The organism is Streptomyces panacea (genome assembly GCF_040560175.1).
GTDB lineage: Bacteria > Actinomycetota > Actinomycetes > Streptomycetales > Streptomycetaceae > Streptomyces > Streptomyces panacea.
On record NZ_JARJHW010000026.1, the window covers coordinates 34,806 to 55,517 of the forward strand.

Annotated in this window: 19 protein-coding genes; 5 read left to right on the forward strand and 14 right to left on the reverse strand. The window is 71.9% G+C overall.

The features are described 5' to 3' along the window. The first annotated feature begins 138 nt into the window (after nucleotides 1-138). The gene (locus tag P3L51_RS09550) at nucleotides 139-1,251 is read left to right on the forward strand and encodes an ABC transporter substrate-binding protein (protein ID WP_354604673.1); all 1,113 of its coding nucleotides are present in this window, start codon (nucleotides 139-141) and stop codon (nucleotides 1,249-1,251) included. Here the strand turns inward: P3L51_RS09550 and P3L51_RS09555 are convergent. Continuing rightward, on the reverse strand, nucleotides 1,239-2,705 hold the full coding sequence (locus tag P3L51_RS09555) for an aminotransferase-like domain-containing protein (protein ID WP_354604674.1): 1,467 nt from the start codon (nucleotides 2,703-2,705) through the stop codon (nucleotides 1,239-1,241). The two genes, P3L51_RS09550 and P3L51_RS09555, sit on opposite strands and share 13 nt — an antisense overlap. Between P3L51_RS09555 and P3L51_RS09560 the strand changes: the two genes are divergently transcribed. Beyond that, entirely contained in the window at nucleotides 2,704-3,600 is an 897-nt protein-coding gene (locus P3L51_RS09560) for a DMT family transporter (protein WP_354604675.1), read from the forward strand. The genes P3L51_RS09555 and P3L51_RS09560 overlap by 2 nt on opposite strands. Nucleotides 3,601-3,716: 116 nt before the next feature. Here P3L51_RS09560 and P3L51_RS09565 read toward each other — a convergent pair whose 3' ends face one another. Then, a complete protein-coding gene (locus P3L51_RS09565) occupies nucleotides 3,717-5,030 on the reverse strand; it encodes a glycoside hydrolase family 10-like protein (RefSeq protein WP_354604676.1) in 1,314 nt (437 codons plus the stop codon). Between the two features lie 158 nt (nucleotides 5,031-5,188). On the opposite strand from P3L51_RS09565, the gene P3L51_RS09570 reads away from it, so the two are divergent. Beyond that, a complete protein-coding gene (locus P3L51_RS09570) occupies nucleotides 5,189-6,049 on the forward strand; it encodes a 3-hydroxybutyryl-CoA dehydrogenase (protein ID WP_354604677.1) in 861 nt (286 codons plus the stop codon). A gap of 27 nt (nucleotides 6,050-6,076) precedes the next feature. Here P3L51_RS09570 and P3L51_RS09575 read toward each other — a convergent pair whose 3' ends face one another. The 9 genes from P3L51_RS09575 to infC all read right to left on the reverse strand — a co-directional run bounded on the left by P3L51_RS09575 (nucleotide 6,077) and on the right by infC (nucleotide 16,223). Further along, the gene (locus P3L51_RS09575) at nucleotides 6,077-6,616 is read right to left on the reverse strand and encodes an NUDIX hydrolase (RefSeq protein WP_354604678.1); all 540 of its coding nucleotides are present in this window, start codon (nucleotides 6,614-6,616) and stop codon (nucleotides 6,077-6,079) included. Nucleotides 6,617-6,667: 51 nt separating this feature from the next. Then, complete coding sequence (locus P3L51_RS09580; RefSeq protein WP_354604679.1) at nucleotides 6,668-8,005, reverse strand: NsdA family TPR-like regulatory protein; 1,338 nt, start codon at nucleotides 8,003-8,005, stop codon at nucleotides 6,668-6,670. A 458-nt stretch (nucleotides 8,006-8,463) separates the two neighbouring features. Beyond that, nucleotides 8,464-11,013, reverse strand: coding sequence for a phenylalanine--tRNA ligase subunit beta (gene pheT, locus P3L51_RS09585; RefSeq protein ID WP_354604680.1), 2,550 nt, complete (start codon nucleotides 11,011-11,013; stop codon nucleotides 8,464-8,466). Continuing rightward, complete coding sequence (gene pheS / locus P3L51_RS09590) at nucleotides 11,013-12,143, reverse strand: phenylalanine--tRNA ligase subunit alpha (RefSeq protein ID WP_354604681.1); 1,131 nt, start codon at nucleotides 12,141-12,143, stop codon at nucleotides 11,013-11,015. Before pheS ends, pheT begins: the two co-directional genes overlap by 1 nt. A 233-nt stretch (nucleotides 12,144-12,376) precedes the next feature. After that, a complete protein-coding gene (locus P3L51_RS09595; RefSeq protein ID WP_354604682.1) occupies nucleotides 12,377-13,591 on the reverse strand; it encodes a sensor histidine kinase in 1,215 nt (404 codons plus the stop codon). Nucleotides 13,592-13,686: 95 nt separating this feature from the next. Beyond that, nucleotides 13,687-14,526: a TrmH family RNA methyltransferase gene (locus P3L51_RS09600; RefSeq protein ID WP_354604683.1), complete on the reverse strand. Its 840-nt coding sequence runs from the start codon at nucleotides 14,524-14,526 to the stop codon at nucleotides 13,687-13,689. Nucleotides 14,527-14,695: 169 nt separating this feature from the next. Continuing rightward, nucleotides 14,696-15,082: a 50S ribosomal protein L20 gene (rplT, locus tag P3L51_RS09605; RefSeq protein WP_023542860.1), complete on the reverse strand. Its 387-nt coding sequence runs from the start codon at nucleotides 15,080-15,082 to the stop codon at nucleotides 14,696-14,698. Between the two features lie 117 nt (nucleotides 15,083-15,199). Continuing rightward, on the reverse strand, nucleotides 15,200-15,394 hold the full coding sequence (gene rpmI / locus P3L51_RS09610; protein ID WP_354604684.1) for a 50S ribosomal protein L35: 195 nt from the start codon (nucleotides 15,392-15,394) through the stop codon (nucleotides 15,200-15,202). A gap of 121 nt (nucleotides 15,395-15,515) precedes the next feature. After that, nucleotides 15,516-16,223 carry a translation initiation factor IF-3 gene (gene infC / locus P3L51_RS09615; protein ID WP_354604692.1) on the reverse strand — a complete coding sequence of 236 codons (708 nt, stop codon included), beginning with the start codon at nucleotides 16,221-16,223 and terminating at the stop codon, nucleotides 15,516-15,518. 380 nt (nucleotides 16,224-16,603) lie between these two features. Between infC and P3L51_RS09620 the strand changes: the two genes are divergently transcribed. Further along, a complete protein-coding gene (locus tag P3L51_RS09620; protein ID WP_354604685.1) occupies nucleotides 16,604-16,969 on the forward strand; it encodes a DUF1844 domain-containing protein in 366 nt (121 codons plus the stop codon). A 53-nt stretch (nucleotides 16,970-17,022) separates the two neighbouring features. On the opposite strand, the gene P3L51_RS09625 is transcribed toward P3L51_RS09620, so the two are convergent. Then, nucleotides 17,023-17,760 carry an SseB family protein gene (locus tag P3L51_RS09625; RefSeq protein WP_354604686.1) on the reverse strand — a complete coding sequence of 246 codons (738 nt, stop codon included), beginning with the start codon at nucleotides 17,758-17,760 and terminating at the stop codon, nucleotides 17,023-17,025. An 86-nt stretch (nucleotides 17,761-17,846) separates the two neighbouring features. Here P3L51_RS09625 and P3L51_RS09630 point away from each other — a divergent pair, with 86 nt between their 5' ends. Beyond that, entirely contained in the window at nucleotides 17,847-18,557 is a 711-nt protein-coding gene (locus P3L51_RS09630) for a serine hydrolase (protein WP_354604687.1), read from the forward strand. Here P3L51_RS09630 and mycP read toward each other — a convergent pair. Next, nucleotides 18,532-19,773: a type VII secretion-associated serine protease mycosin gene (gene mycP / locus P3L51_RS09635; protein WP_354604688.1), complete on the reverse strand. Its 1,242-nt coding sequence runs from the start codon at nucleotides 19,771-19,773 to the stop codon at nucleotides 18,532-18,534. The two genes, P3L51_RS09630 and mycP, sit on opposite strands and share 26 nt — an antisense overlap. Further along, nucleotides 19,770-20,534 carry a hypothetical protein gene (locus P3L51_RS09640; RefSeq protein WP_354604693.1) on the reverse strand — a complete coding sequence of 255 codons (765 nt, stop codon included), beginning with the start codon at nucleotides 20,532-20,534 and terminating at the stop codon, nucleotides 19,770-19,772. Before P3L51_RS09640 ends, mycP begins: the two co-directional genes overlap by 4 nt. Nucleotides 20,535-20,712: the final 178 nt, after the last annotated feature.

The window sequence follows — 20,712 nt, forward strand, 5'->3', positions numbered from 1 at the left end:
ATTCGGTTGCCCGTCGGTGACGCCCCTGGATGCAATGTCCGGCATGGTCACCAGGTGCGCCCGCCGTGCGTCGCCACTGCGCGATCCGGGCGATCCGTGCAATCCGCGACCGAATCGTCACACGGGAGACGCCGCCGCATGAGTACACCACCATCGTCATCCCCGGTGGCGCGGACCGACGGGTCGTCCGTCCGGATCGGCGCTCTCGTCCCGCTGACCCGGCCCGGCTGGGCCGAGGCGGGCCGACACCTGCTCGCCGGGATGGAGTTGGCCGTTCGCGAAGTCAACGACGCCGGCGGGATCGCCGGAAAACCACTCGAACTGGTGGTCAGGGACACCGCGGCCGATCCGCGGAGGGCCGAGGCTGCCGTGGACGAACTGGCCCGGCTGGGCGTGGCAGCCCTGGCCGGGGAATATCACAGCGTCGTCGCCCGCGCCGCCGCCACCAGGGCCGACGCCCTCGGACTGCCGTTCCTCTGCTCGTCGGCGGTTCTCGACGCGCTCACCGAGCACCCGACGGACCGGGTGGCGCGTCTCCCCCCGCCGCAGTCCCACGGCTGGCGGATCTACGCCGACTTCCTCCTCGGCGCGGGCCACCGCCGCATCGCCGTGGCCATCGCGCCGAGTCTCTATTGGGCGTCCGGCACCCGGATTCTGCGGGACCACCTCGTCTCACGCGGCGGCACCGTCGTCGAACTCGACATGAGCGCCCTCGACCCCACGGCCGTGTGCGACGAACTCGTCGGCGGTCGCGCCACCGCCCTCCTCCTTCTGATCGGCCACCCGGAGCCGGCCGTGTCGATCGTCAGGGCCGTCCGCCGCGACCCGCGCCTCTCCGAGACCATGATCGGTGCCCCGGCCGGGCAACCGGAGTTCGCCGAATGGGCGGCGGCGCTGGGCGGCGACGGCGCCGCGATCCCGTTCCTGCGCTACCTGCCCGAGCGCCTCGGCCCGCTTGGTGTACGGGTCGGGACGGCCCTCCGCGACCGGCTGGCCGAAGCGCCCTCCTTCGTCGCCTTCGAGGGCTACGACACGATCGCCGTCCTCGCCGATGTGCTGCGTTCCCACGGCGCTGACCGGGCGGGCATCGCCGCGTCCTGGTCGCGCGTCGCGGTCGAAGGCACCCGTGGGCAGATCCGGTTCTCCCGCACGCCGGGCGTCAGCGGGTGGCAATGGGCTTGGGCGCCGGTCCAGGTCGTCGACCGGGATCCGGCGGATCCTGATCGCTTCCGGATCCTTCACGCCGGCTGAGACCGCGTCGCGGCGCCTCGTCCCAGCACCTCGTCGCAGGCGGTACGGAGCCGCCGCACGCCGTCGGCGATCTCCTGCGGTCCCGCGACGGCCGCGTAGCTCAACCGCAGGTGGCCCGCGGAGGGTTCGGCGCAGAAGTAGGGACGGCCGGGCGTGACGGCGACGCCCGCGCGCAGCGCGGCGGAGACCAGGGCCTGTTCGTCGGTGCCGTCGGGCAGGCGCAGCCAGAGGTGATAGCCGCCCGGCGGGACGTACGGCAGGGCCAGTTCGGGGAGCTGTCGGCGGACGGCGGTGGTCATGGCGGTCCTGCGGTCCCGCAACTCCCTTGAGATGAACCGCAGATGGCGGTTCCAGGCGGGTGAGCCGACCAGTTCGAGTGCCGCTTCCTGGAGGGGGCGGGCGACGAAGAAGCAGTCGACGACGTGGATGGCGCGGAGCCGTTCGAGCACCGGGCCCCGGGCGGCCAGCACCCCGACGCGGAAGCTGGGCGAGGTCGCCTTGGTGAGGGAGCAGACGTGTACGACGACTCCGTCGTGGTCGTCGGCGGCGAGGGGGCCGGGCAGCGGGCCCGCGTCCTCGTGGATGAGGCGGCGTACGAAGTCGTCCTCCACGACGAAGGCGCCGGCCTCGCGTGCGATGCGCAGCACCTCGGGTCGGCGCGCCGCCGAGAGGACCGCTCCGGTGGGGTTCTGGATGAGGGGCTGGCAGACGAAGACCCGTGCGCCGGTGGCGCGGAAGGCGGCGGCGAGGAGCTCGGGGCGCACGCCCTCGGGGTCCACCGGTACGGGGACGGGCCGCAGTCCGGCGGCTCGTGCGATGGCGAGCATGCCCGGATAGGTGGGTGATTCCACGAGGACGGGCGCGCAGGGCGGGGCGAGTGCGCGCAGGGCGGTGGTGAGGGCGCTCTGGCCGCCGGAGGTGACGAGCACCTCGGCGGCCGTCCAGGTGTCGCCGATGTCGCGGGCGAACCACTCGCGGAGTTCGGGCAGTCCGTCGGCGGGCGGGCGGCTCCACGCGCCGGGGCGGCGGCCGGCGCGCGCCAGGGCGGCGGCCATGGCCTGTTCGGGCTGGAGGGAGGAGTGGAGGTAGCCGCCGTTGAACTCGATCACTCCGGCCGGCGGCACGGCGAGGGTGGCCAGCACGGCGGAGGAGTCGACGCTGCGCGGGACGAGTTCGGTGGCGGCGTCGGCGCTGAGGGCGACCTCCTGCCAGGAGGTGTCCCCGGCCCGCGGTGTGCCGGGGCTCGCCTGTGCGCGGAAGGATCCGGCGCCGGGACGGGTGACGACGAGGCCCTCGGCGGAGAGCTGGGCCAGCGCCCGGGAGACGGTGACCGGGGAGACCCGGTGCCGTTCGACCAGCTCCCTGCTGGACGGCAGCTTTCCACCTGGTGAGTAGCGGTTCAGCTCCGCTCGTAGAGATCCCGCCAACTCGGCCACACTGCTACGCTCTTGCATGACAGCACAGGATAGCGCTACTCGTACGGCCCCGGTAGCGGTCACCGGCGGCACCCTCCTCGCGGCGGCGGGCGTCCTCGCCTTCTCGCTCACCTTCCCGGCGACGGTCTGGGGGCTGGAGAGCTTCGGTCCCTGGTCGCTGGTCGCGATGCGCGGTGTGCTCGCCGCGCTGATCGCGGGAGGCTTCCTGCTGGCGCTGCGCGTGCCGCTCCCGGAGCGGCGGCACTGGGGCGCGTTCGCCGTGGTGGCCTCGGGTGTGGTCCTGGGCTTCCCGATGCTGACGACACTGGCCCTCGGGACGTCGACCACAGCGCACGCCGCCGTGGTGGTCGGGCTGCTGCCGCTGAGTACCGCCGCGTTCTCGGCGCTGCGTACCGGCAGGCGCCCGTCCGGCCTGTTCTGGTGCGCGGCCGTCGCGGGCGCGGCCGTCGTGATCGCCTTCACGCTCCAGCAGAGCGGCGGGACCGTCTCGACCGGTGATCTGTATCTGTTCGGCGCGCTGCTGGTGTGCGCGGCCGGCTATACGGAGGGCGGCAGGCTGGCGCGGGTGATGCCGGGCTGGCACGTGATCGGCTGGGCGCTGGTCGCGTGTCTGCCGCTCAATCTGGTGGTCTCGGCCGTCGCCCTGTCCTTCGAGCCGGTGCGCCTGACGGCTCAGGGCGTGACCGGCCTGGTGTGGGTTGCGGCGGGGTCGTCCTTCCTCGGTCTCTACGTCTGGTACCGGGGCATGGCCGCGATCGGGGTCGAGAAGGCCAGCCAGCTTCAGCTCGCGCAACCGCTGTTGACGCTGGTCTGGTCGGTGCTGCTGCTCGGGGAGCGGCCGGCGACGGCCGCTCCCCTGGCGGCCGTCGCCGTACTGCTGTGCATCGCGGTCACCCAGCGCGCCCGCACGTAAGGCGTTGTCCGCGTGTAAGGCGTTGCTCGTGCGTAGGGCGTTGTCCGCGCGTAAGGCGTTGTCCGCACGTAGGGCGCGCCCCGACAAGGCTCCAGCGGCCCTCCGCGCGGCCGGTGTCAGCCCTGCCGAGGCGGGCGCACCCGCGACGTGTAGTGGTCGGCCACCGCCTTCGCGAACGCGCCGTTCTTGTCGTGGACGCACTCCAGCGCGGAGAAGTAGCAGTGTCCGCGCACCTCGGGGTACTGCTTCGCGAAGGTCAGATGGCGGGAGACCTCCGCCACGTCCTGCCACGGCGCGGGCTGGGCCGGGTCGCCCGCCTTGTAGAGGGCCTCGCCGATGTAGAGGTCGACGTCCGTCCCCTTCACCACCTCACTCCACCAGGGGACGAGCTTCGCGTAGTCGGCCGCGGCGAACCCGATGTTCCAGTAGACCTGCGGGGTGATGTAGTCGATCCAACCCTCCTTGACCCACTTCCTGGTATCGGCGTACAGGTCGTCGTAGGTCTGCACGCCGGCCTTGGTGTCGGAGCCGGTCGGGTCGGTGGCGATGTTGCGCCACACCCCGAACGGGCTGATGCCGAAGGCGACATGCTTCTTGATCTGCTTGATCCGGTCCGCCGTCTCGCGCACCAGCCGGTCGGTGTTGTCACGCCGCCAGGAGGCCTTGTCGGGGAAGCTTCCGCCGTACCGCGCGTACTGGGCGTCGTCGTCGAAGACCTGACCGGCGACCGGGTACGGATAGAAGTAGTCGTCCCAGTGCACGGCGTCGATGTCGTAGCGCCGTACGGCGTCGAGCATCGCGTCCTGGACGAACTTCCTGACCTCCGGGATGCCCGGGTTGTAGTACAGCTTTCCGCCGTACGGCAGGATCCACTCCGGGTGCTTGCGCGCCGGGTGGCTCGGGATGAGCCTGGAGGGGTCCGTGTGATTGGCCACACGGTACGGGTTGAACCAGGCGTGCAGTTCGAGACCGCGCTTGTGGGCCTCCTTGACGGCCGTACCCAGCGGGTCCCAGCCCGGATCCTTGCCCTGTACGCCGGTCAGACACTCGGCCCACGGCTCGAACGGCGAGGGCCACAGCGCGTCGGCGGTCGGCCGGACCTGGAAGACGACGGTGTTCAGCTTCCGGTCGACCGCGGTGTCCAGGAACTTCAGCAGTTCGGCGCGCTGTTCGGCCACCGGCAGTCCGGGCTTCGACGGCCAGTCGCGGTTCACGACCGTGGCGAGCCACATCCCGCGCAGCTCACTGCGCGCGCTGTGACGGCCACCGGACCCGGCGGCGCCCTCCGCGCCCGCCGCCGCTCCGGTCGTTCCCGCCGCTCCGGTCGTTCCCGCCGCTCCGGTGGTGGCGACGGCGTCGCCCGCCATCGCCAGTGATGTGAGGGCACCCGTCGTGACCGCCACGAACCCTCTTCTACCGATTTGCCGCATTTACTGACCCCTCGTCGGTTATCTCGGACTGACGTTGCCGCACAGCATGCCCGCCCCGGCCCGCCGTGCACACACCTGCGCGGAGTAACGTCGGGGGCCGAAGCGGGCACCGGAATCACACGGGGCCCGCAGGACAGGGACCAGCGAAAGGGCACGATGTGACCGACATCGAACGCGTCGGAGTGGTGGGCTGCGGCCAGATGGGCGCAGGCATCGCGGAGGTGTGCGCCCGCAGCGGCCTTGAGGTGATGGTCGCCGAGACCACCGGCGAGGCTCTGGAGATAGGGCGCACCCGCCTCTTCAACTCCCTCTCGAAGGCCGCCGAACGCGGCAAGATCACCGAGGAGGAGCGCGACGCGACGCTCGACAGGCTCAGCTTCACCACCGACCTCGGGGAGTTCGCCGACCGCGATCTGGTGATCGAGGCCGTCGTCGAGAACGAGCAGGTCAAGACGGAGATCTTCCAGGTCCTCGATCAGGTCGTGACGCGCACCGACGCGATCCTGTCGTCCAACACCTCCTCCATTCCCCTGGTCAAGCTGGCCGTCGCGACGTCCCGTCCCGACCAGGTCATCGGCATCCACTTCTTCAACCCGGCACCGGTCCAGCAGCTGGTCGAGCTGATCCCGGCACTGACGACGTCCGACGACACGGTCAAGCGCGCCGAGGCCGTCGTCCAGGACGTGCTGGGAAAGCACGCGATCCGCGCCCAGGACCGGTCCGGTTTCGTGGTGAACGCCCTTCTCATTCCTTATCTGCTGTCGGCGATCCGGATGTTCGAGTCAGGCATCGCGAGCCGTGAGGACATCGACAACGGCATGGAGATGGGCTGCGCCCACCCGATGGGCCCGCTCAAGCTCGCCGATCTGATCGGCCTGGACACCGTGGCCTCGGTCGCCGACTCGATGTACGCGGAGTACAAGGAGCCGCTGTACGCCGCTCCCCCGCTGCTCCAGCGCATGGTGGACGCGGGGCGCCTGGGCCGTAAGACGGGCTCGGGCTTCTACCCGTACGGCTGAGCCGGTGGCTCCGGGCCACCGGTGCGGCTACCCGCCGCCGCCCAGACGCAGGTGATGGAGCATCAGCAGTCCGGCCGCCATGTTGGCGGCCGGCACCTCGCCCCGCGCGATCATGTCGGGAACGAGCTTGAGGGGTATCCACTCCCGGCGTGAGGACTCGAAGTCGTCCGCCGGGTAGCCGGTGTAGGTGGCCGTGTCCGACCAGTAGAGATGGTGTCTGGCGTCGGTCAGTCCGTTGGACGGCTCGACGGTGAGCAGATGCCGGAGGCGGCCGGGCCGCCACCCGGTCTCCTCCTCCATCTCCCGCGCCGCCGCCGTCTCGACGGACTCGCCGTCCTCGACGACTCCCGCGGCGAGTTCCCAGCCCCAGCTGTCGGTGATGAAGCGGTGCCTGAAGATCATCAGCACCTCGTTGGCCTCGTTGACCGCCGTCGCCACGGCCACCGGACGGAGCCGGATGAGGAAGTGGTCCAGATGCCGGCCGTCGGGGAGTTCGACATCCGCCAGATTCACCTGGAACCAGGGATTCTCATACACGGTCTGTTCGCTTAAGTTCGCCCACTGCACGGTTTTGCCACCTTCCGATCGGGAGTTGGCAATATGGCAGTAGGCGCCTCCTCACAGGGGAACGCGCAGGGCCCGTGCGATGAATCCGGCCGCTTCCGTAGCGTCCGCACTGCCGCACTCCATCAGCCCCAGCCGCACCACACCCATCCGGTCCCTGAGCCGCAGCGACTCCATCCCCCGGGCGCGCTCGGCCATCTCCCGCGCGGTACGGGCGGCCCGGTCCGGCTCGCCCTGCCGCAGCTCGATCTGGCTGAGCATCGCGAGCCGGTGCACCCGCCCCCGGTCGTGCGCCGGGGCGCCCACCGCCTCGGCGGCGTGCGTCCGTGCGGCCGAAAGCTCACCGAGGCTGAGCAGCGCCTCGGCCACCTGCACATTGACCAGGCCCGGCTCGACATAACCCGTCTCGTCCGGCTCCTGGCCCGGCCTGATCCGGCCCGCCTCGGTCTCCGCCCGTCCGATGCACTCCCGCGCCGCGCGCCCGTCGCCGAGCAGGGCGTACGACTTGGCCTGCATCGCGTACAGATCGGCGGCCAGCGCCGGGGTGATCGCCCGTCCCGCCGTACGCAGCGCCGCCTCGGCGAAGGCCACGGCCTGCCGGTACTCCCCCATGAACAGCGACTGGTTGACGAGCAGCGCGATGGCGTACGCGCCGAGCCACGTGTCCCCGCTGGCCTTCGCCAGCCGAAGCGCCTGGTGGAAGTAGCGCTGGGCGAGACCCTGCGCGTCGGAGTCGTACGCGCAGATCCCGGCCACCGCCACCAATCCGCCCGTGGCACGGTGCAGTTGGCGCCCCGTCGCGTCGCTGTAGCCGCCGCGCAGCAGGGGCGCCGTCTCGGCGTTGAGGAACCCCACGATCCGCGCGTGGGTGGCGAGGCCGCCCGCCCTGCGATACATCAGCTCGTAGTGCGCCCTGGCCGTCCGCAGCAGTTCGATGTCCGCCGGGCCGACGCGGCTGTGGCCGCTGCGCGAGACGTCCGCGTCCTCCGGCGGGTTCTCCCACTCCCAGACCGGCATCACGGCATGGGTACCGGTCACGGCGGGCGCCGCCACGACATGGCCGCGCTGCTGCTGGTCGGAGCGCCACAGCGCGGTGGCCCGCTCCACGAAGACCGACAGGGTGGCGTCGCGGCTCGGCACGTCGGGGGTCACACCGAGGCCGATGTCGTCGAGCGTGAGGGTGCGTCCCAGCCGTTCGCCCAGCACCTGGCAGATCAGGTCGGGCACCTGGCCGCGCGGTCGCTGGCCTCTCAACCACCGCAGCACAGAGGTGTGTTCGTACCGAAGGCCGAGTCCGCGCGACTGTCCGGCCCTGTTGACCCGGGCGGCGAACCCGGCGTGGGACATCCGCGCCTCGTCGATCAGTGAATCCAGCAGTGTGTTGGGCTGCATGTGGCCCTCCGTGGGCTCGGCAGCCACAGCGTAGTGGAGCGGGACATCGCACGGGGTGTGAACGTAATGCCCGGATCCGGCCGTTGTGCGCCCTGCCGCGTCCGGCCGGGTGGCTGTTGACTTGGTCGTCTCGCAAGGAGCGGCCAGGCCGTCGCACTCCCCCTCGTGCGGTACGGCGGCCCACCCGGCGTCGTCCGTCCCGCCTACCTGCCCGACACTCCGCGGCGGGGCGGGCGGCGCACCGGCCGCGTAGAAGTTGCGAGGCGGATACGGCGCAGTGTTCGTCCCCCCGGCCTGCGCCGGTATCCGCGACGGTTCCCACCGGCGACGTGGCGGCGTGCTCGATCCGCCCCACCCACATCGTCGGGACTCCCGTACAGGGCGGAATCGGCCGTGGGGCGCCGCCGGACCTGAGTCCGGCAGCGCCCCACGGCCGTTCACTCCCGTACGGGCGCGGCTCACGCCCCGCGCAGCACCGCCCCGGTGCGCTCGGCCGCCAGCGCCACCGCGGCGTCACGCGCGGCGGACGCCTCGTCCACGGTCAGCGTCCGGTCGGCGGCGCGGAAGCGCAGGGCGTACGCCAGGGACTTCCGCCCCTCACCCAGCTGCTCACCGGTGAACACGTCGAACAGCCGCACCGATTCGAGCAGTTCACCCGCACCCTCGCCGAGCGCCCGCTGCACATCGGCGGCCGGTACGTCCTCGGCCACCACCAGCGCCACGTCCTGTGTGGCGACGGGGAAGGTCGAGATCCGCGGCGCCCGCAGCGCGCCCGTGCCGGCCCGCTCCACGAGATCCAGTTCGAGCTCCATGGCGCAGGCGCGCTCCGGCAGGCCGTACGCCTTGATGACGCGCGGGTGCACCTCACCGGCGTGGCCGACGAGGGTGCGCTCCCCGTCCACCGTGGCGTACAGCGCCGCGCAGCGGCCCGGGTGCCACGGCGCGTGCTGATCGGCCTCGACCGTCAGCTCGACGCCCGCCTCGGCGGCGACCGTACGGGCCGCCTCGACGGCGTCCGCCCAGTCGGTGGGACGGCCCGCGCCCCACCAGCCGGCCCGCTCACGCGCGCCGGCGAGGACGACGGCCGCGCGGCGCGGCTGCCGGGGCAGCGCGGCGTCGAGCGTCGCCAGTTCCTCGGGCGAGGGACGCCGGTCGACGGGCAGCCGGGGCGGCACCTTCTCCTCGCCCGTGGGCCGGAAGACCAGGCCCGTCTCGTAGAGCGCCAGATCGTGCGAGCCACGGCCGTCGTTACGGCGCAGCGCGCCGAAGAGACCCGGCAGCAGTGTCGTGCGCATCTCGGGCTCGGTGTCCGCGAGCGGGTTGACGAGCGTGACCGTACGGCGACGGTCGTCGTCGGCGGGCAGTTGGAGCTGGTCGAGCTGCGCCGTACCGACGAACGGGTAGTTCAGCACCTCGACATAGCCCGCGCCCGCCAGCGCGCGGCCGACCCTGCGGTGCAGCCGCTGCCGCTCCGTGAGCCCGCGCCCGGCCGGCGGCCGGGGCAGTGTGGAGGGCAGATTCTCGTACCCCTCCAGCCGGATGACCTCTTCGGCGAGGTCGTTGATCTCGCGCAGGTCGGAGCGCCAGCTCGGGACGGTGACGATCAGCTCGTCCTGTCCCCGGACGTCGCAGCCGACCTGCTGGAGCCTGCGGACGACGGTCTCCCTGCCGTACGCGAGACCGGCCACCCGGTCGGGGTGGTCGGCGGCCATCGTGATGGTGTGCGGCCCGGACGGGGCGACGACCTCGGTGACGCCGGCCTCCGCCGAGCCGCCCGCGAGCAGCACCAGCAGATCGACGGTCCGCTGCGCGGCGGCCGACGAGGCGTGCGGGTCGACACCGCGCTCGAAGCGCCTGGACGCCTCGGAGGGCAGCTTGTGCCGGCGCGCGGTGCGGGCGATCGAGATCGGGTCGAAGTGCGCCGCCTCGATGACGACCTCGGTGGTGCCGCGCGCCGCGCGTTCGGCGGCGGACGTGGACAGCGGGCTCGCCACGATCTCGCCGTCGGCGATCTCGGTGTCGGCGCCGCCCATCACCCCGGCGAGGCCGATCGGCCCGCGGTCGTCGGTGATGACGAGGTCGGCCGCGTCCAGGACGCGCTTGACGCCGTCGAGCGTGGTCAGTTCCTCGCCCTGCTCGGCACGCCGGACGCCGATCGCGCCGTTGACCCGGTTGCGGTCGTACGCGTGCAGCGGCTGGCCGATCTCCAGCATCACGTAGTTGGTGATGTCGACGGCCAGCGAGATCGGCCGCATCCCGGCCTTCTGGAGCCGGCGCTTGAGCCAGATCGGCGAGCGCGCCTCCGGGTCGAGCCCGGTGACCGTACGCGCGGTGAAGTGGTCGCAGCCGACGGGGTCGGCGATCTCCACGCGGTGGCCGTACGAGTTCGGCGCGGGCACGTCGAGCAGCGCCGGGTCGCGCAGCGGGAGCCCGTACGCGGTGGCGGTCTCGCGGGCGACGCCGCGCATCGACAGGCAGTAGCCGCGGTCGGGCGTGACGGCGATGTCGAGGACCTCGTCGACGAGCTGGAGCAGCTCGACGGCGTCGGTGCCGACCTCGTACTCCGGCGGCAGGACGACGATGCCGCCGCTGCCGTCGTCGCCCATGCCCAGCTCACCGCTGGAGCAGATCATGCCGTGCGAGGTCCTGCCGTACGTCTTGCGGGCGGAGATCTCGAACCCGCCGGCCAGCACGGCGCCGGGCAGGACCACGACGACCTTGTCACCGACGGCGAAGTTCCGCGCGCCGCAGATGACTTCCTGCGGCTCACCGGTGCCGTTGGCGTCGCCGACATCGAGCGTGCAGAAACGGATGGGCTTCTTGAACTCGGTCAGTTCCTCGATCGTGAGGACCTTGCCGACGACGAGGGGGCCCTTGAGGCCCGCGCCGAGCTGTTCGACCGTCTCGACCTCGAGACCGGCGGGGACGAGCTTGGCCTGCACGTCGCGGCCTGTCTCGGTGGCCGGCAGGTCGACGTACTCCCGCAGCCAGGAAAGCGGGACGCGCATCAGATCTCCATCCCGAACGGCCGGGTGAACCGGACGTCACCCTCGACCATGTCTCGCATGTCCTCGACGTTGTGGCGGAACATCAGCATCCGCTCGATTCCGAACCCGAAGGCGAATCCGCTGTACTTCTCGGGGTCCACACCGCAGGCGACGAGCACCTTCGGGTTGACCATGCCGCAGCCGCCCAGCTCGATCCAGCCCTCGCTGCCGCAAGTGCGGCAGGGCCGGTCCGGGTTGCCGACGGACTCGCCGCGGCACACGTAACAGACCATGTCCATCTCGGCGGACGGCTCGGTGAAGGGGAAGAAGTTCGGCCGCAGCCGGGTCTTCATGCCCTCGCCGCCGAACAGCTCCTGGACCATGTGGTCGAGGGTGCCCTTGAGGTCGGCCATGGTGAGGCCCTCGTCCACGGCGAGCAGCTCGACCTGGTGGAAGACCGGGGTGTGGGTGGCGTCCAGTTCGTCCGTGCGGTAGACGCGCCCCGGACAGATGACATAGACGGGCGGCTCACGGTCGAGCAGGGCGCGCGCCTGGACCGGCGAGGTGTGCGTGCGCAGCACCACTCCGGACTCGTCGTCGGCCGTGCCCTTCGGGCCCTGGACGAAGAAGGTGTCCTGCATCTGGCGGGCCGGGTGGTCGGGCACGAAGTTCAGGGCGTCGAAGTTGAACCACTCCGCCTCGACCTCGGGGCCGTCCGCCACGGCGTAGCCCATGGCCGTGAAGATGTCGGCGATGCGCTCCATCAGGGTGGTGAGCGGGTGCCGGGCGCCGGCGGGAACGCGGTCGTAGGGCAGTGTGACGTCCACCGCCTCCTCGACCAGCACCCGCGTGTCACGCTCGGCCTCCAGCTCCACCTGCCGGGCGGCGAACGCCTTGTTCACGGCGCCGCGGGCCTGGCCCACGCGCTTGCCCGCCTCGGCCTTGGCCTGCGGCGGCAGCGCGCCGATCTCGCGGTTGGCGAGCGAGAGGGGCGAGGTGCCGCCGGCGTGCGCCGTCTTCGCGTGAGCGAGCGCGTCGAGGTCGCCCGCGGCGGCGAAGGCGGCGAGCGCCTCGTCCCGCATGCGCTCGATCTCTTCCGGTTTCAGCGCCTCGACCTCGACTGGGTCGTACGACTTGTTGGGTGCCGACATCTCTTCCCGTACTTCCGGTTGGTTGGGTCCTGTCCGGTCGGTATCCCGCGCATCAGCCGCGGGCCTGCGGCTGATCGACCGGACGGGGCCTAGGCGAAAACGACCCCGCTCGATGGCCGAGGGCGCAAAGGTGCCAAGGGTCGAGTCTAAAGGCCGTACGGAGTGAAGGAGCCCGTGGGCTGTCAGGCCCGCCCGTCACCCACCACCGCCTGCCTCACACTTCGTGACGAAGCCTATTTCAGATAGGCCGGGGCGCCGACGGGCAGGATGAATCGGAACTGTGCCCCGCCGCCGGGTCCGCGGCCGACGGTGATCGTCCCGCCGTGCGCCTCCACGATGCCCTTGACGATGTACAGGCCCAGGCCCGTGCCCCCGCGCTTGCTCCCCCGCCAGAAGCGGGTGAAGACGCGGCCCATCGACTCCTCGGGGATGCCGGGACCTTCGTCGCTCACGGTGACCGCTGTTCCTTTCGCGCCGCCGTCGGCGTGGGTGTGCTCCGCGTTCGCGTGTTCCGCGTGCGCGTACTCGACATGTTTGACCTGGGCGGGTGCCACCTCGATGGTGACGGTTCCCTCGCCGTGGCGCACCGCGTTTTCCAGCAGGTTGCCGAGTATCTGGTCGATCTTGTCGGGGTCGGCCCACAGGGCGGGCAGCGGCTGCTGGATCCGTACGAGGAAACGGTCGGGTGACTGGCCGGACGCGGTGATGGACTGGATGTGGCGTCCGACCGCGGTGCCGATGTCGACCGGCTGGCGGCGCACCTCAAGACGGCCGGAGTCGATGCGGGAGATGTCGAGCAGCTCGGCGATCAGCCGGGTGACGCGGTTGGCGTCGGCGTCGACGGTCTCCAGCATGAGCCGCTTCTGGTCGTCGGTGAACCGTTCCCACTTGGCGAGCAGCGTCGCGGTGAAGCCCTTCACGGACGTGAGCGGGGAGCGCAGCTCGTGCGCGACGGTCGCGATCAGCTCGGCGTGGCTGCGTTCGGTACGGCGCCGGGCCTCGGTGCCGCGGATGCTGATGACGAGCCTGCGTACGGGCCCCTGGGGGTACGCGCGCACGTAACGGGCGGAGACCAGGACCTCACGGCCGCCGGGCAGCAGCAGATTGCGCTCGGGCTGGCCGAAGCGGGTGAGGAGACCGCCGTAGGGATCGGTGAGCGCCCACCAGCGGCGGCCTTCGAGGTCTTCGAGGGGCAGCGCGTGCTCCAGCGGGCTGCCGACGGCCTCGGTGGCCGCGACGGCGGTGATCCGGGCGGCGGCGGCGTTGAAGCAGATCACGCGGCCCGTCTCGTCGGCGACGACGAGACCGTCGGGGAGGTCGTCGGGATCGATCCCGACGTCCTGTCCGAGGTTCCATTCGTGGCCACCCGGACCGTCGGGGACGGATTCGCCGGGATCCGGCCTGACGGGTCCCCGTGTGATGGCCGACCCGCTCGCCCCGACCGTCATGCCCGCATCCCACCTCTTCCGAAGAGCACAGTGGGCCCCCGACTTGTCCGTCACCCTACTAGCTCTCATCGCTCAAGGTGACTGCGCGGTCCCCCTCAGCTCGCAGTGCGGACACGCTGCGCCCGAGCCGAGGCGTAGAGACATACGGCCGCGGCGGTCGCCAGGTTCAGACTCTCGGCCCTTCCGTGGATCGGCACACGTACGACGGCGTCCGCCAGGGCCCTGGTCTCGGCCGGCAGCCCCCACGCCTCGTTACCGAAGATCCAGGCGGTCGGGCCGCCCATGGTGCCCGCGTCCAGCTCGTCGTCGAGGTCGTCGTCGCCCGCCCCGTCGGCGGCCAGGACCCGGACACCCGCACCCCGCAGACCCGCCACGGCCTCTTCGACGGGGACGCCGACGGCTACGGGGAGATGGAAGAGCGAACCGACCGACGCCCGGACCGACTTGGGGTTGTAGAGGTCGACGGACGCGTCGGTGAGGACGACGGCGTCGGCGCCCGCCGCGTCGGCGCAGCGCAGCACGGTGCCCGCGTTGCCGGGGTCGCGTACGTGCGCGAGTACGGCGACGAGGCGGGGGCGCGCGCGCAGGATGGACTCGAACGGCGAGTCCAGGAAGCGGCAGACGCCGAGCAGGCCCTGCGGGGTGACGGTCTGGGAGACGTCGGCGACGACGTCGGCGTCCGCGTAGTGCACCTGCGCCCCGGCGGCGCGGGCGGCGTCGACGATGTCGGCGTACCGCTCGGCGGCCTCGACGGTGGTGAACAGCTCGATCAGCGTCGGGGCACCGTCGTCGCCCCGGTGCCCGACCGCCTCGCGTACGGCCTGCGGGCCCTCGGCGATGAACCGGCGCTCCTTGCCGCGGAAGGCCCGTCTGACGAGCCGCCGGGCGGCGGTGACACGCGGGGAACGCGGAGAGATCAGCTCGGGGGTGCCCATGGGCGGCGGCTCGCTTCTCGTGCGGACGTACGCGCGCGTGGCGGGGTGTGGCGTACGTGCTCCGTTACGGGGGTGGAACGCGCCGGACCCGCAGGCGAGGTGCCTGCGGGTCCGGCGGGAAGTGCTGCGGTCCGTGATCGGTGATCCGTGACCGTGATCCGGCAGGGGATCAGGCAGCGGCCTTCGGGGCGTTGACGTCGCTCGGGAGCGCCTTCTGAGCGACCTCGACCAGCGCGGCGAACGCGTTGGCGTCGTTGACCGCGAGCTCGGCCAGGATCTTGCGGTCCACCTCGATGTTGGCGGCGTTCAGACCCTGGATGAGGCGGTTGTACGTCATGCCGTTCTGGCGGGCGGCGGCGTTGATCCGCTGGATCCACAGCCGGCGGAAGTCGCCCTTGCGCTTCTTGCGGTCGTTGTAGTTGTAGACCAGGGAGTGAGTGACCTGCTCCTTGGCCTTGCGGTACAGGCGTGAACGCTGGCCGCGGTAACCCTTGGCCTGCTCGAGAATCGCCCGGCGCTTCTTGTGGGCATTGACTGCCCGCTTGACGCGTGCCACTTGTTAACTCCTTGTAGCGGGGCTGGGTTCAGCGGGAGTAAGTCACCGCTCACCCGGCCCGGAAACGAATTGGGTCCCGGTCCTGGCGTCGCACCCCCGTCACCGGGGGCCGCGACGTCACTTGCCGAGAAGCTTCTTGATCTTCTTGGCGTCGCCCGGGGCCAGCTCGACGACGCCGGACAGGCGTCGGGTCACTCGCGACGACTTGTGCTCGAGCAGGTGGCGCTTGCCGGCACGCTCACGCATCACCTTGCCGGAGCCGGTGATCTTGAAGCGCTTGCTGGCACCGCTGTGCGTCTTGTTCTTCGGCATAGCGCCGTTCTCTCCTCGTCAGTGGCTCTCCCGGCCGGTCGGACCGGCTCCTGGGAGCGTCAGTTCTCTGTCTGGACTATCCGGGCGGAACCCGGGGGAGCCTGGATGGCCACCCCGTGGGTCACGCGTCGGAGGACGATTCGGCCGGAGCCTCGGCCTCGGCTTCGGCTTCGGCGTTCGCACGAGCCTGCGTGGCGTCCGGGGACTCGTCCACGTGGTCGTCCGGCGCGTAACCCTGGCGCTCCGCCTTGCGGGCCGCCTGGGCCTCGCGGGCCTCGGCCATGGCTTCGGTCTTCTTCTTGTGCGGGCCCAGAACCATGATCATGTTCCGGCCGTCCTGCTTCGGGTTCGACTCGATGAAGCCGAGCTCCTCGACGTCCGAAGCCAGACGCTGGAGCAGCCTGAAGCCCAGTTCCGGGCGGGACTGCTCACGACCACGGAACATGATCGTGATCTTGACCTTGTCACCCTGCTTGAGGAACCGGACGACGTGACCCTTTTTGGTGTCGTAGTCGTGCGGGTCGATCTTCGGCCGGAGCTTCATCTCCTTGATGACCGTGTGCGCCTGGTTCTTGCGCGCCTCACGGGCCTTCATGGCCGACTCGTACTTGAACTTCCCGTAATCCATGAGCTTGCACACGGGCGGACGGGCGGTCGCCGCGACCTCGACCAGGTCCAGGTCGTACTCCTGCGCGAGCTCCAGGGCCTTCGCAAGCGGCACGATGCCGACCTGCTCGCCGCTGGGGCCGACAAGGCGGACCTCGGGAACACGAATCCGGTCGTTAATGCGGGGCTCAGCGCTGATGGATCCTCCTCGGTAGCACCACACGACTGTCTGGCAGACAGCCGCGTAACGTCTGTTTTCAGACCAACCGCGGGGAGAAAAATAGCCCCGAACGGGACACAGGCAGGAGCTCCATAGATACCGGAACACCGCCGCGTCGAACCGCGGGGCGCGCATCGGGCGGCTCCATCGTCCGTACGGAACGATGGGCGCCACCTGACCGGTGACCCGCCGCCCCGAGGGGCAGCCAGGTGGGAGAACGGAGCCTCCACTTGTGGGCCGGACACACGCGTGTCCGACCGGTCGTAACACAAGGTTAGCAGTACGGCGGGGATGGTGCTAACCGCCGGGTACGCACCGGGCGCACGTGACCACCGGTGACCGCGACGACGGCGGCCCGCACCCCTGGGCCTATCGTGTGCGGCATGAGCGACACGCCCTCTCCCCAGGACTCTTCTCCCGACTTCGACGCCATGACCCGCGACATCGCGGAGGTCCCGGCCGTCGAGGTGATCGTGACGATCGCCGTGAATCTGATGAGCGCCGCCGCGGTGAAGCTCGGTCTCACGGAGGACGGCGACGCGCACAAGGACCTGGACGAGGCCCGCAAGCTGGTGCACGCGCTGGCCGGGCTGATGGACGCGAGCGCGACGGAGATCAGCTCCTTCCACGCGGCGCCGCTGCGGGACGGGCTCAAGTCGCTCCAGCTGGCCTTCCGCGAGGCATCGCTGGTCCCGGACGAGCCGGGCCAGGGCCCCGGTGAGAAGTACACGGGGCCGGTCTACGGCTGATCCACCGCTCCAGGGCCGGTCCGCGGCGGATCCACGGCGGATCCGTGGCCGGTCTACGGCTGATCGCGCACGAACAGGGGCTCGCCCGGGGGTGAGGCACCGGCCGGCAGCAGTGCCAGGTCGAGACCGCGCACCAGGCGGGCCCTCAGCACGTCGTCCGCCGCCAGCGCGCCCGCGACCCGCCGTACCGCGTCCGCAGGAGCGGCGTCCGGGAGCAGCACGAGCGCCAGGGTGCCGTCGGCGTCCCCCGGACCGAGATGCGCCCTCAGTACGGAGGTCTCGGCGGCGACCACCTCTTTCACCGCGGCCACGACGGCGGGGTCGTCGAGCGGGTCGGTGCTGGTGCGGCCCTCGGCGAGCGCGAACAGGGCCGGTCCGGAGAGTTCGTACGGCACCGGTCCCGCCAGGTCGATGACCACCGCGTCGGCCTTCTCGTGCGCCGCCGCGCTCAGTGCCTGGTGCAGCGGTACGGCGACGGGGCGCGCGGCCGGGTCCCAGCGGGCCAGCGAGGCGGTCGAGGTGAAGGCGGGCAGGGCGCGCCGGCCGCCGGCCCGGAGCGTGGGGACGGCCATGTCGCTGTTCTTCTCGCGCCGCAGTCCGCGCTCGTCCTCCTCGGTCTCGCCGAGAACGGCGACGACGGGGACGAGCAGCCGGGCGCCCTTGAGGGCGGCGAGCACGCGCGGCTCGGCCGTCCGGTCACCGGACCAGGCGGCGAGGGCCTCCACGAGGACGGGGTCGGCGGTGCCGTCGTCGGTGGAGAAACCGGAATCGGGAATGTTCTTGAGGGCCACGGGTCGAGCGTAGTCGGCGTGCTGTCGCCGCCCGGCGACGGAGGGCAGAATCAGCGGCGGAAGCGGTGGCGACGGAGGGGGACGGCATGGGCGCTCCCGGTGAGCCGCTCGGCGAGGCGGTCGGCGAGAACGTCACGTACGACATCGCCGTACGCGACACGGTCACCGGCCGCACCGCGGCGTACCGCCGGGGACCGGATCCCACTCACCCGACCGCCAGCGTCGTCAAGCTCGGCATCCTCGCCGCGCTGCTGCTGCGCGCCCAGGACACGGACCGCGAGCCGACCTCCCAAGAACGCGCGTCGGCCGCCGACATGATCGAACGCAGCGACAACGAGGCAGCCACCGCGCTGTTGACGGTGGTCGGCGGCGTCGGCGAACTGGACGCGGCCCACCGCCGGCTCGGTCTGCGCGAGTCGGTGGCGGCGGCGAGCTGGGGCCTCACACGTACCACGGCGGCGGATCAACTGGCTCTGCTGGAAGCCGTGTTCGGCGGTGGTCCGACCCCGCTCGGCGAGCGGTCGCGCGCCTTCGTGGCGGACCTGATGACCCATGTGGTGCCGGACCAGGCGTGGGGCGTCTCGGCGGCGGGGAGCGCGCCGGCGCTCAAGAACGGCTGGATGCCGCTGAGCGCCACCGGGCTGTGGGTCGTCAACTCGGTCGGCCGCGTCACCGCGGGAGACCGCGACGTACTCGTGGCCGTCCTGTCGGGCGGGCATCCTACGAAGGACGCGGGCATCGCGGTGGTCGAGGCGGCGGCGCGGGCCGCCGTCAGCGCCGCCCTCGGCGTCCGCTGACCGGTCCGCCGCGCCAGAGCACCACCGCGCCGGCCAGCAGCAGCGCGCCGAGGCCACCCGCGAGCGGGGCGAGCCAGGCGGCCGGCTCGGACTCCCCGGAGGCGTCGTCGGGGCCGCGGCCGAAGTACCGCTTCGTATAGCCGGTCGCTTTCTTCTGCGCGTCGGCGGTGGCGGGGCCGAGCTTCCCGGCCGCCTCGATCGCGGCGGCCGGATCGACGATGCCGTAGCCGGTGGAGTCGTCGCGGCCACTGTTCGGGGCATCGCGCGTGGTGTCGGCCAGCAGCTTCTTGATCTGGGCCGGGCGGAGTTCGGGGTGCGCGGCACGTACGAGGGCGACGGCGCCGGAGACGAAGGCGGCGGCGGCGCTGGTGCCCCAGCCTTCGTAGTAGCGGCGGTCGGGGTCCGCTATGACGACGTCGACGCCGGGCGCGCTGACGGTGGCGTACCAGCGGCGGGTGGAGAACGCGGCGTGGGTGCCGTAGCGGTCGACGGCCGTCACGGCGATCACGCCGGGGTACGCGGCCGGATACGAGATGCGGTCGCCCTTCTCGCCGCCGTTGCCCGCCGAGGCGACGACAGCGGCTCCCTTGGCCAGCGCGTACTGGACGGCGGCGTCCTCGCCGGGCTCCGGGTGGGCCGACTCGCTGTCGTCACCGAGGGAGAGGTTGATGACGTCGGCGCCGTTGTCGGCGGCCCAGCGGATGCCGTCGGCGAGTGAACCACCGCGGGATTTACGGGCCTTGGACCGGTCCGGGTCGGTGCCTTCGAGGATCACGCGGACCGGCAGGATCTTCGCCTCGGGGGCGATCCCGAGGATGCCGGCCTCGCGGCCGGGGCCGTGCCCCCGGCCCGCGATGATGCCCGCCATGGCGGTGCCGTGGCGGGCCCAGGCGCGGTCGCCGCTCTTGGCGCCGAATCCGATGAGGTCCTTGCCGGTCAGAACCTGCCCGGCGAGGTCGGGGTGCGTGGGGTCGACGCCGGTGTCGAGCACGGCGACGGTGATGCCGTCGCCCTTGGTGGTGCGCCAGGCCTCGTCGGTGTGCATCGCTTCGAGGGCCCACTGCTGGGCGCGGATGACGTCCGCGTGGGCGGGTGTCGCGGGGACGGCGAGCAGGAAGGAGGCGGCGGCGAGGGTGGCCGCGACGCGGCGCCGCGACGTCGTTGTCCGTGCGGTCGCTGCCGGTGTCGTTCGGGTGGCCGGCGGGGGCGTCGTCATCCGGGGGGCTCCGTTGCCGTGCTGACTGATTCACGCAGACCGTCTTCGACCCGGTCCGCGATGCCCTTGGCGTCGTGACCGAGCCCGGACTGGGCGGCTGCCGTCTTCGCGCCGTCGGCGGTGGCCTTGTCGACCGGCTGAGGGTCGGGGACCGGGCGTCCGTCGGCGAAGCCGGAGACGGCGTAGACGACGACGGGCGCCTCGGTGAGGACGTCGACCGTCCAGCTCGCGCGCTGCCCGGCGCCGAAGCCGGCGGCGACGGTGCCCTTCACCGGGAAGGTGCGGGGCATCAGGTCGGTGCGCTCCGTGAGCTTCTCGTCGGTGAACCGGGCGCCCAGTGCCTTCATGGCCGCCGGATCGGCCTCCGTGAAGACCATGCCGACGGTGACGACGCCGGTGCCGGTGGCATCCGTGTAGGTCGCCCGCAGGACCCGCTCGCAGCCGACCGTGCGCAGCGTCTTGAGGAGGAGGGGATCGAGGGCTCCGGCGCAGCCGCCGTCGGGTGCCACGGCGACCCTGGTCCAGGTCCGGTCGGCGCCGCCGGGACCCGCGCCGTCGCCCTTGAGGGTGGGCGGGAAGAAGGTGTCGACGGGGGTGCTGTGCCAGAGCGTACGGAGCGGTGCGTAGCCGGCGCCCGACGCGGGGTCGGCGGACGAGTCGCCGGTCAGCCAGCTGCCGGTGACGGCGCCGCCGATGAGGCCGAGGCCGAGGACCACGCAGGTGATCGCGGCTGCCGTCCTGCCGGGGTGGCGGGCGGGCACGGGCCGAAGCCGGGTGGTCGTCTCGGCGGGGGTGAGGGGAGGCTCGACCGGCCAGCGGTAGGGCGGCGGCGGGAGAGTCGGCCGGCCGCTGCCCGGCGGACGGGTGAGGTCGACGGAGCCGACCGGCCTGAAGTGGGTCCGGGCGGACGGCTCGTCCGGGTGCCGCGGGGTCTCGCGC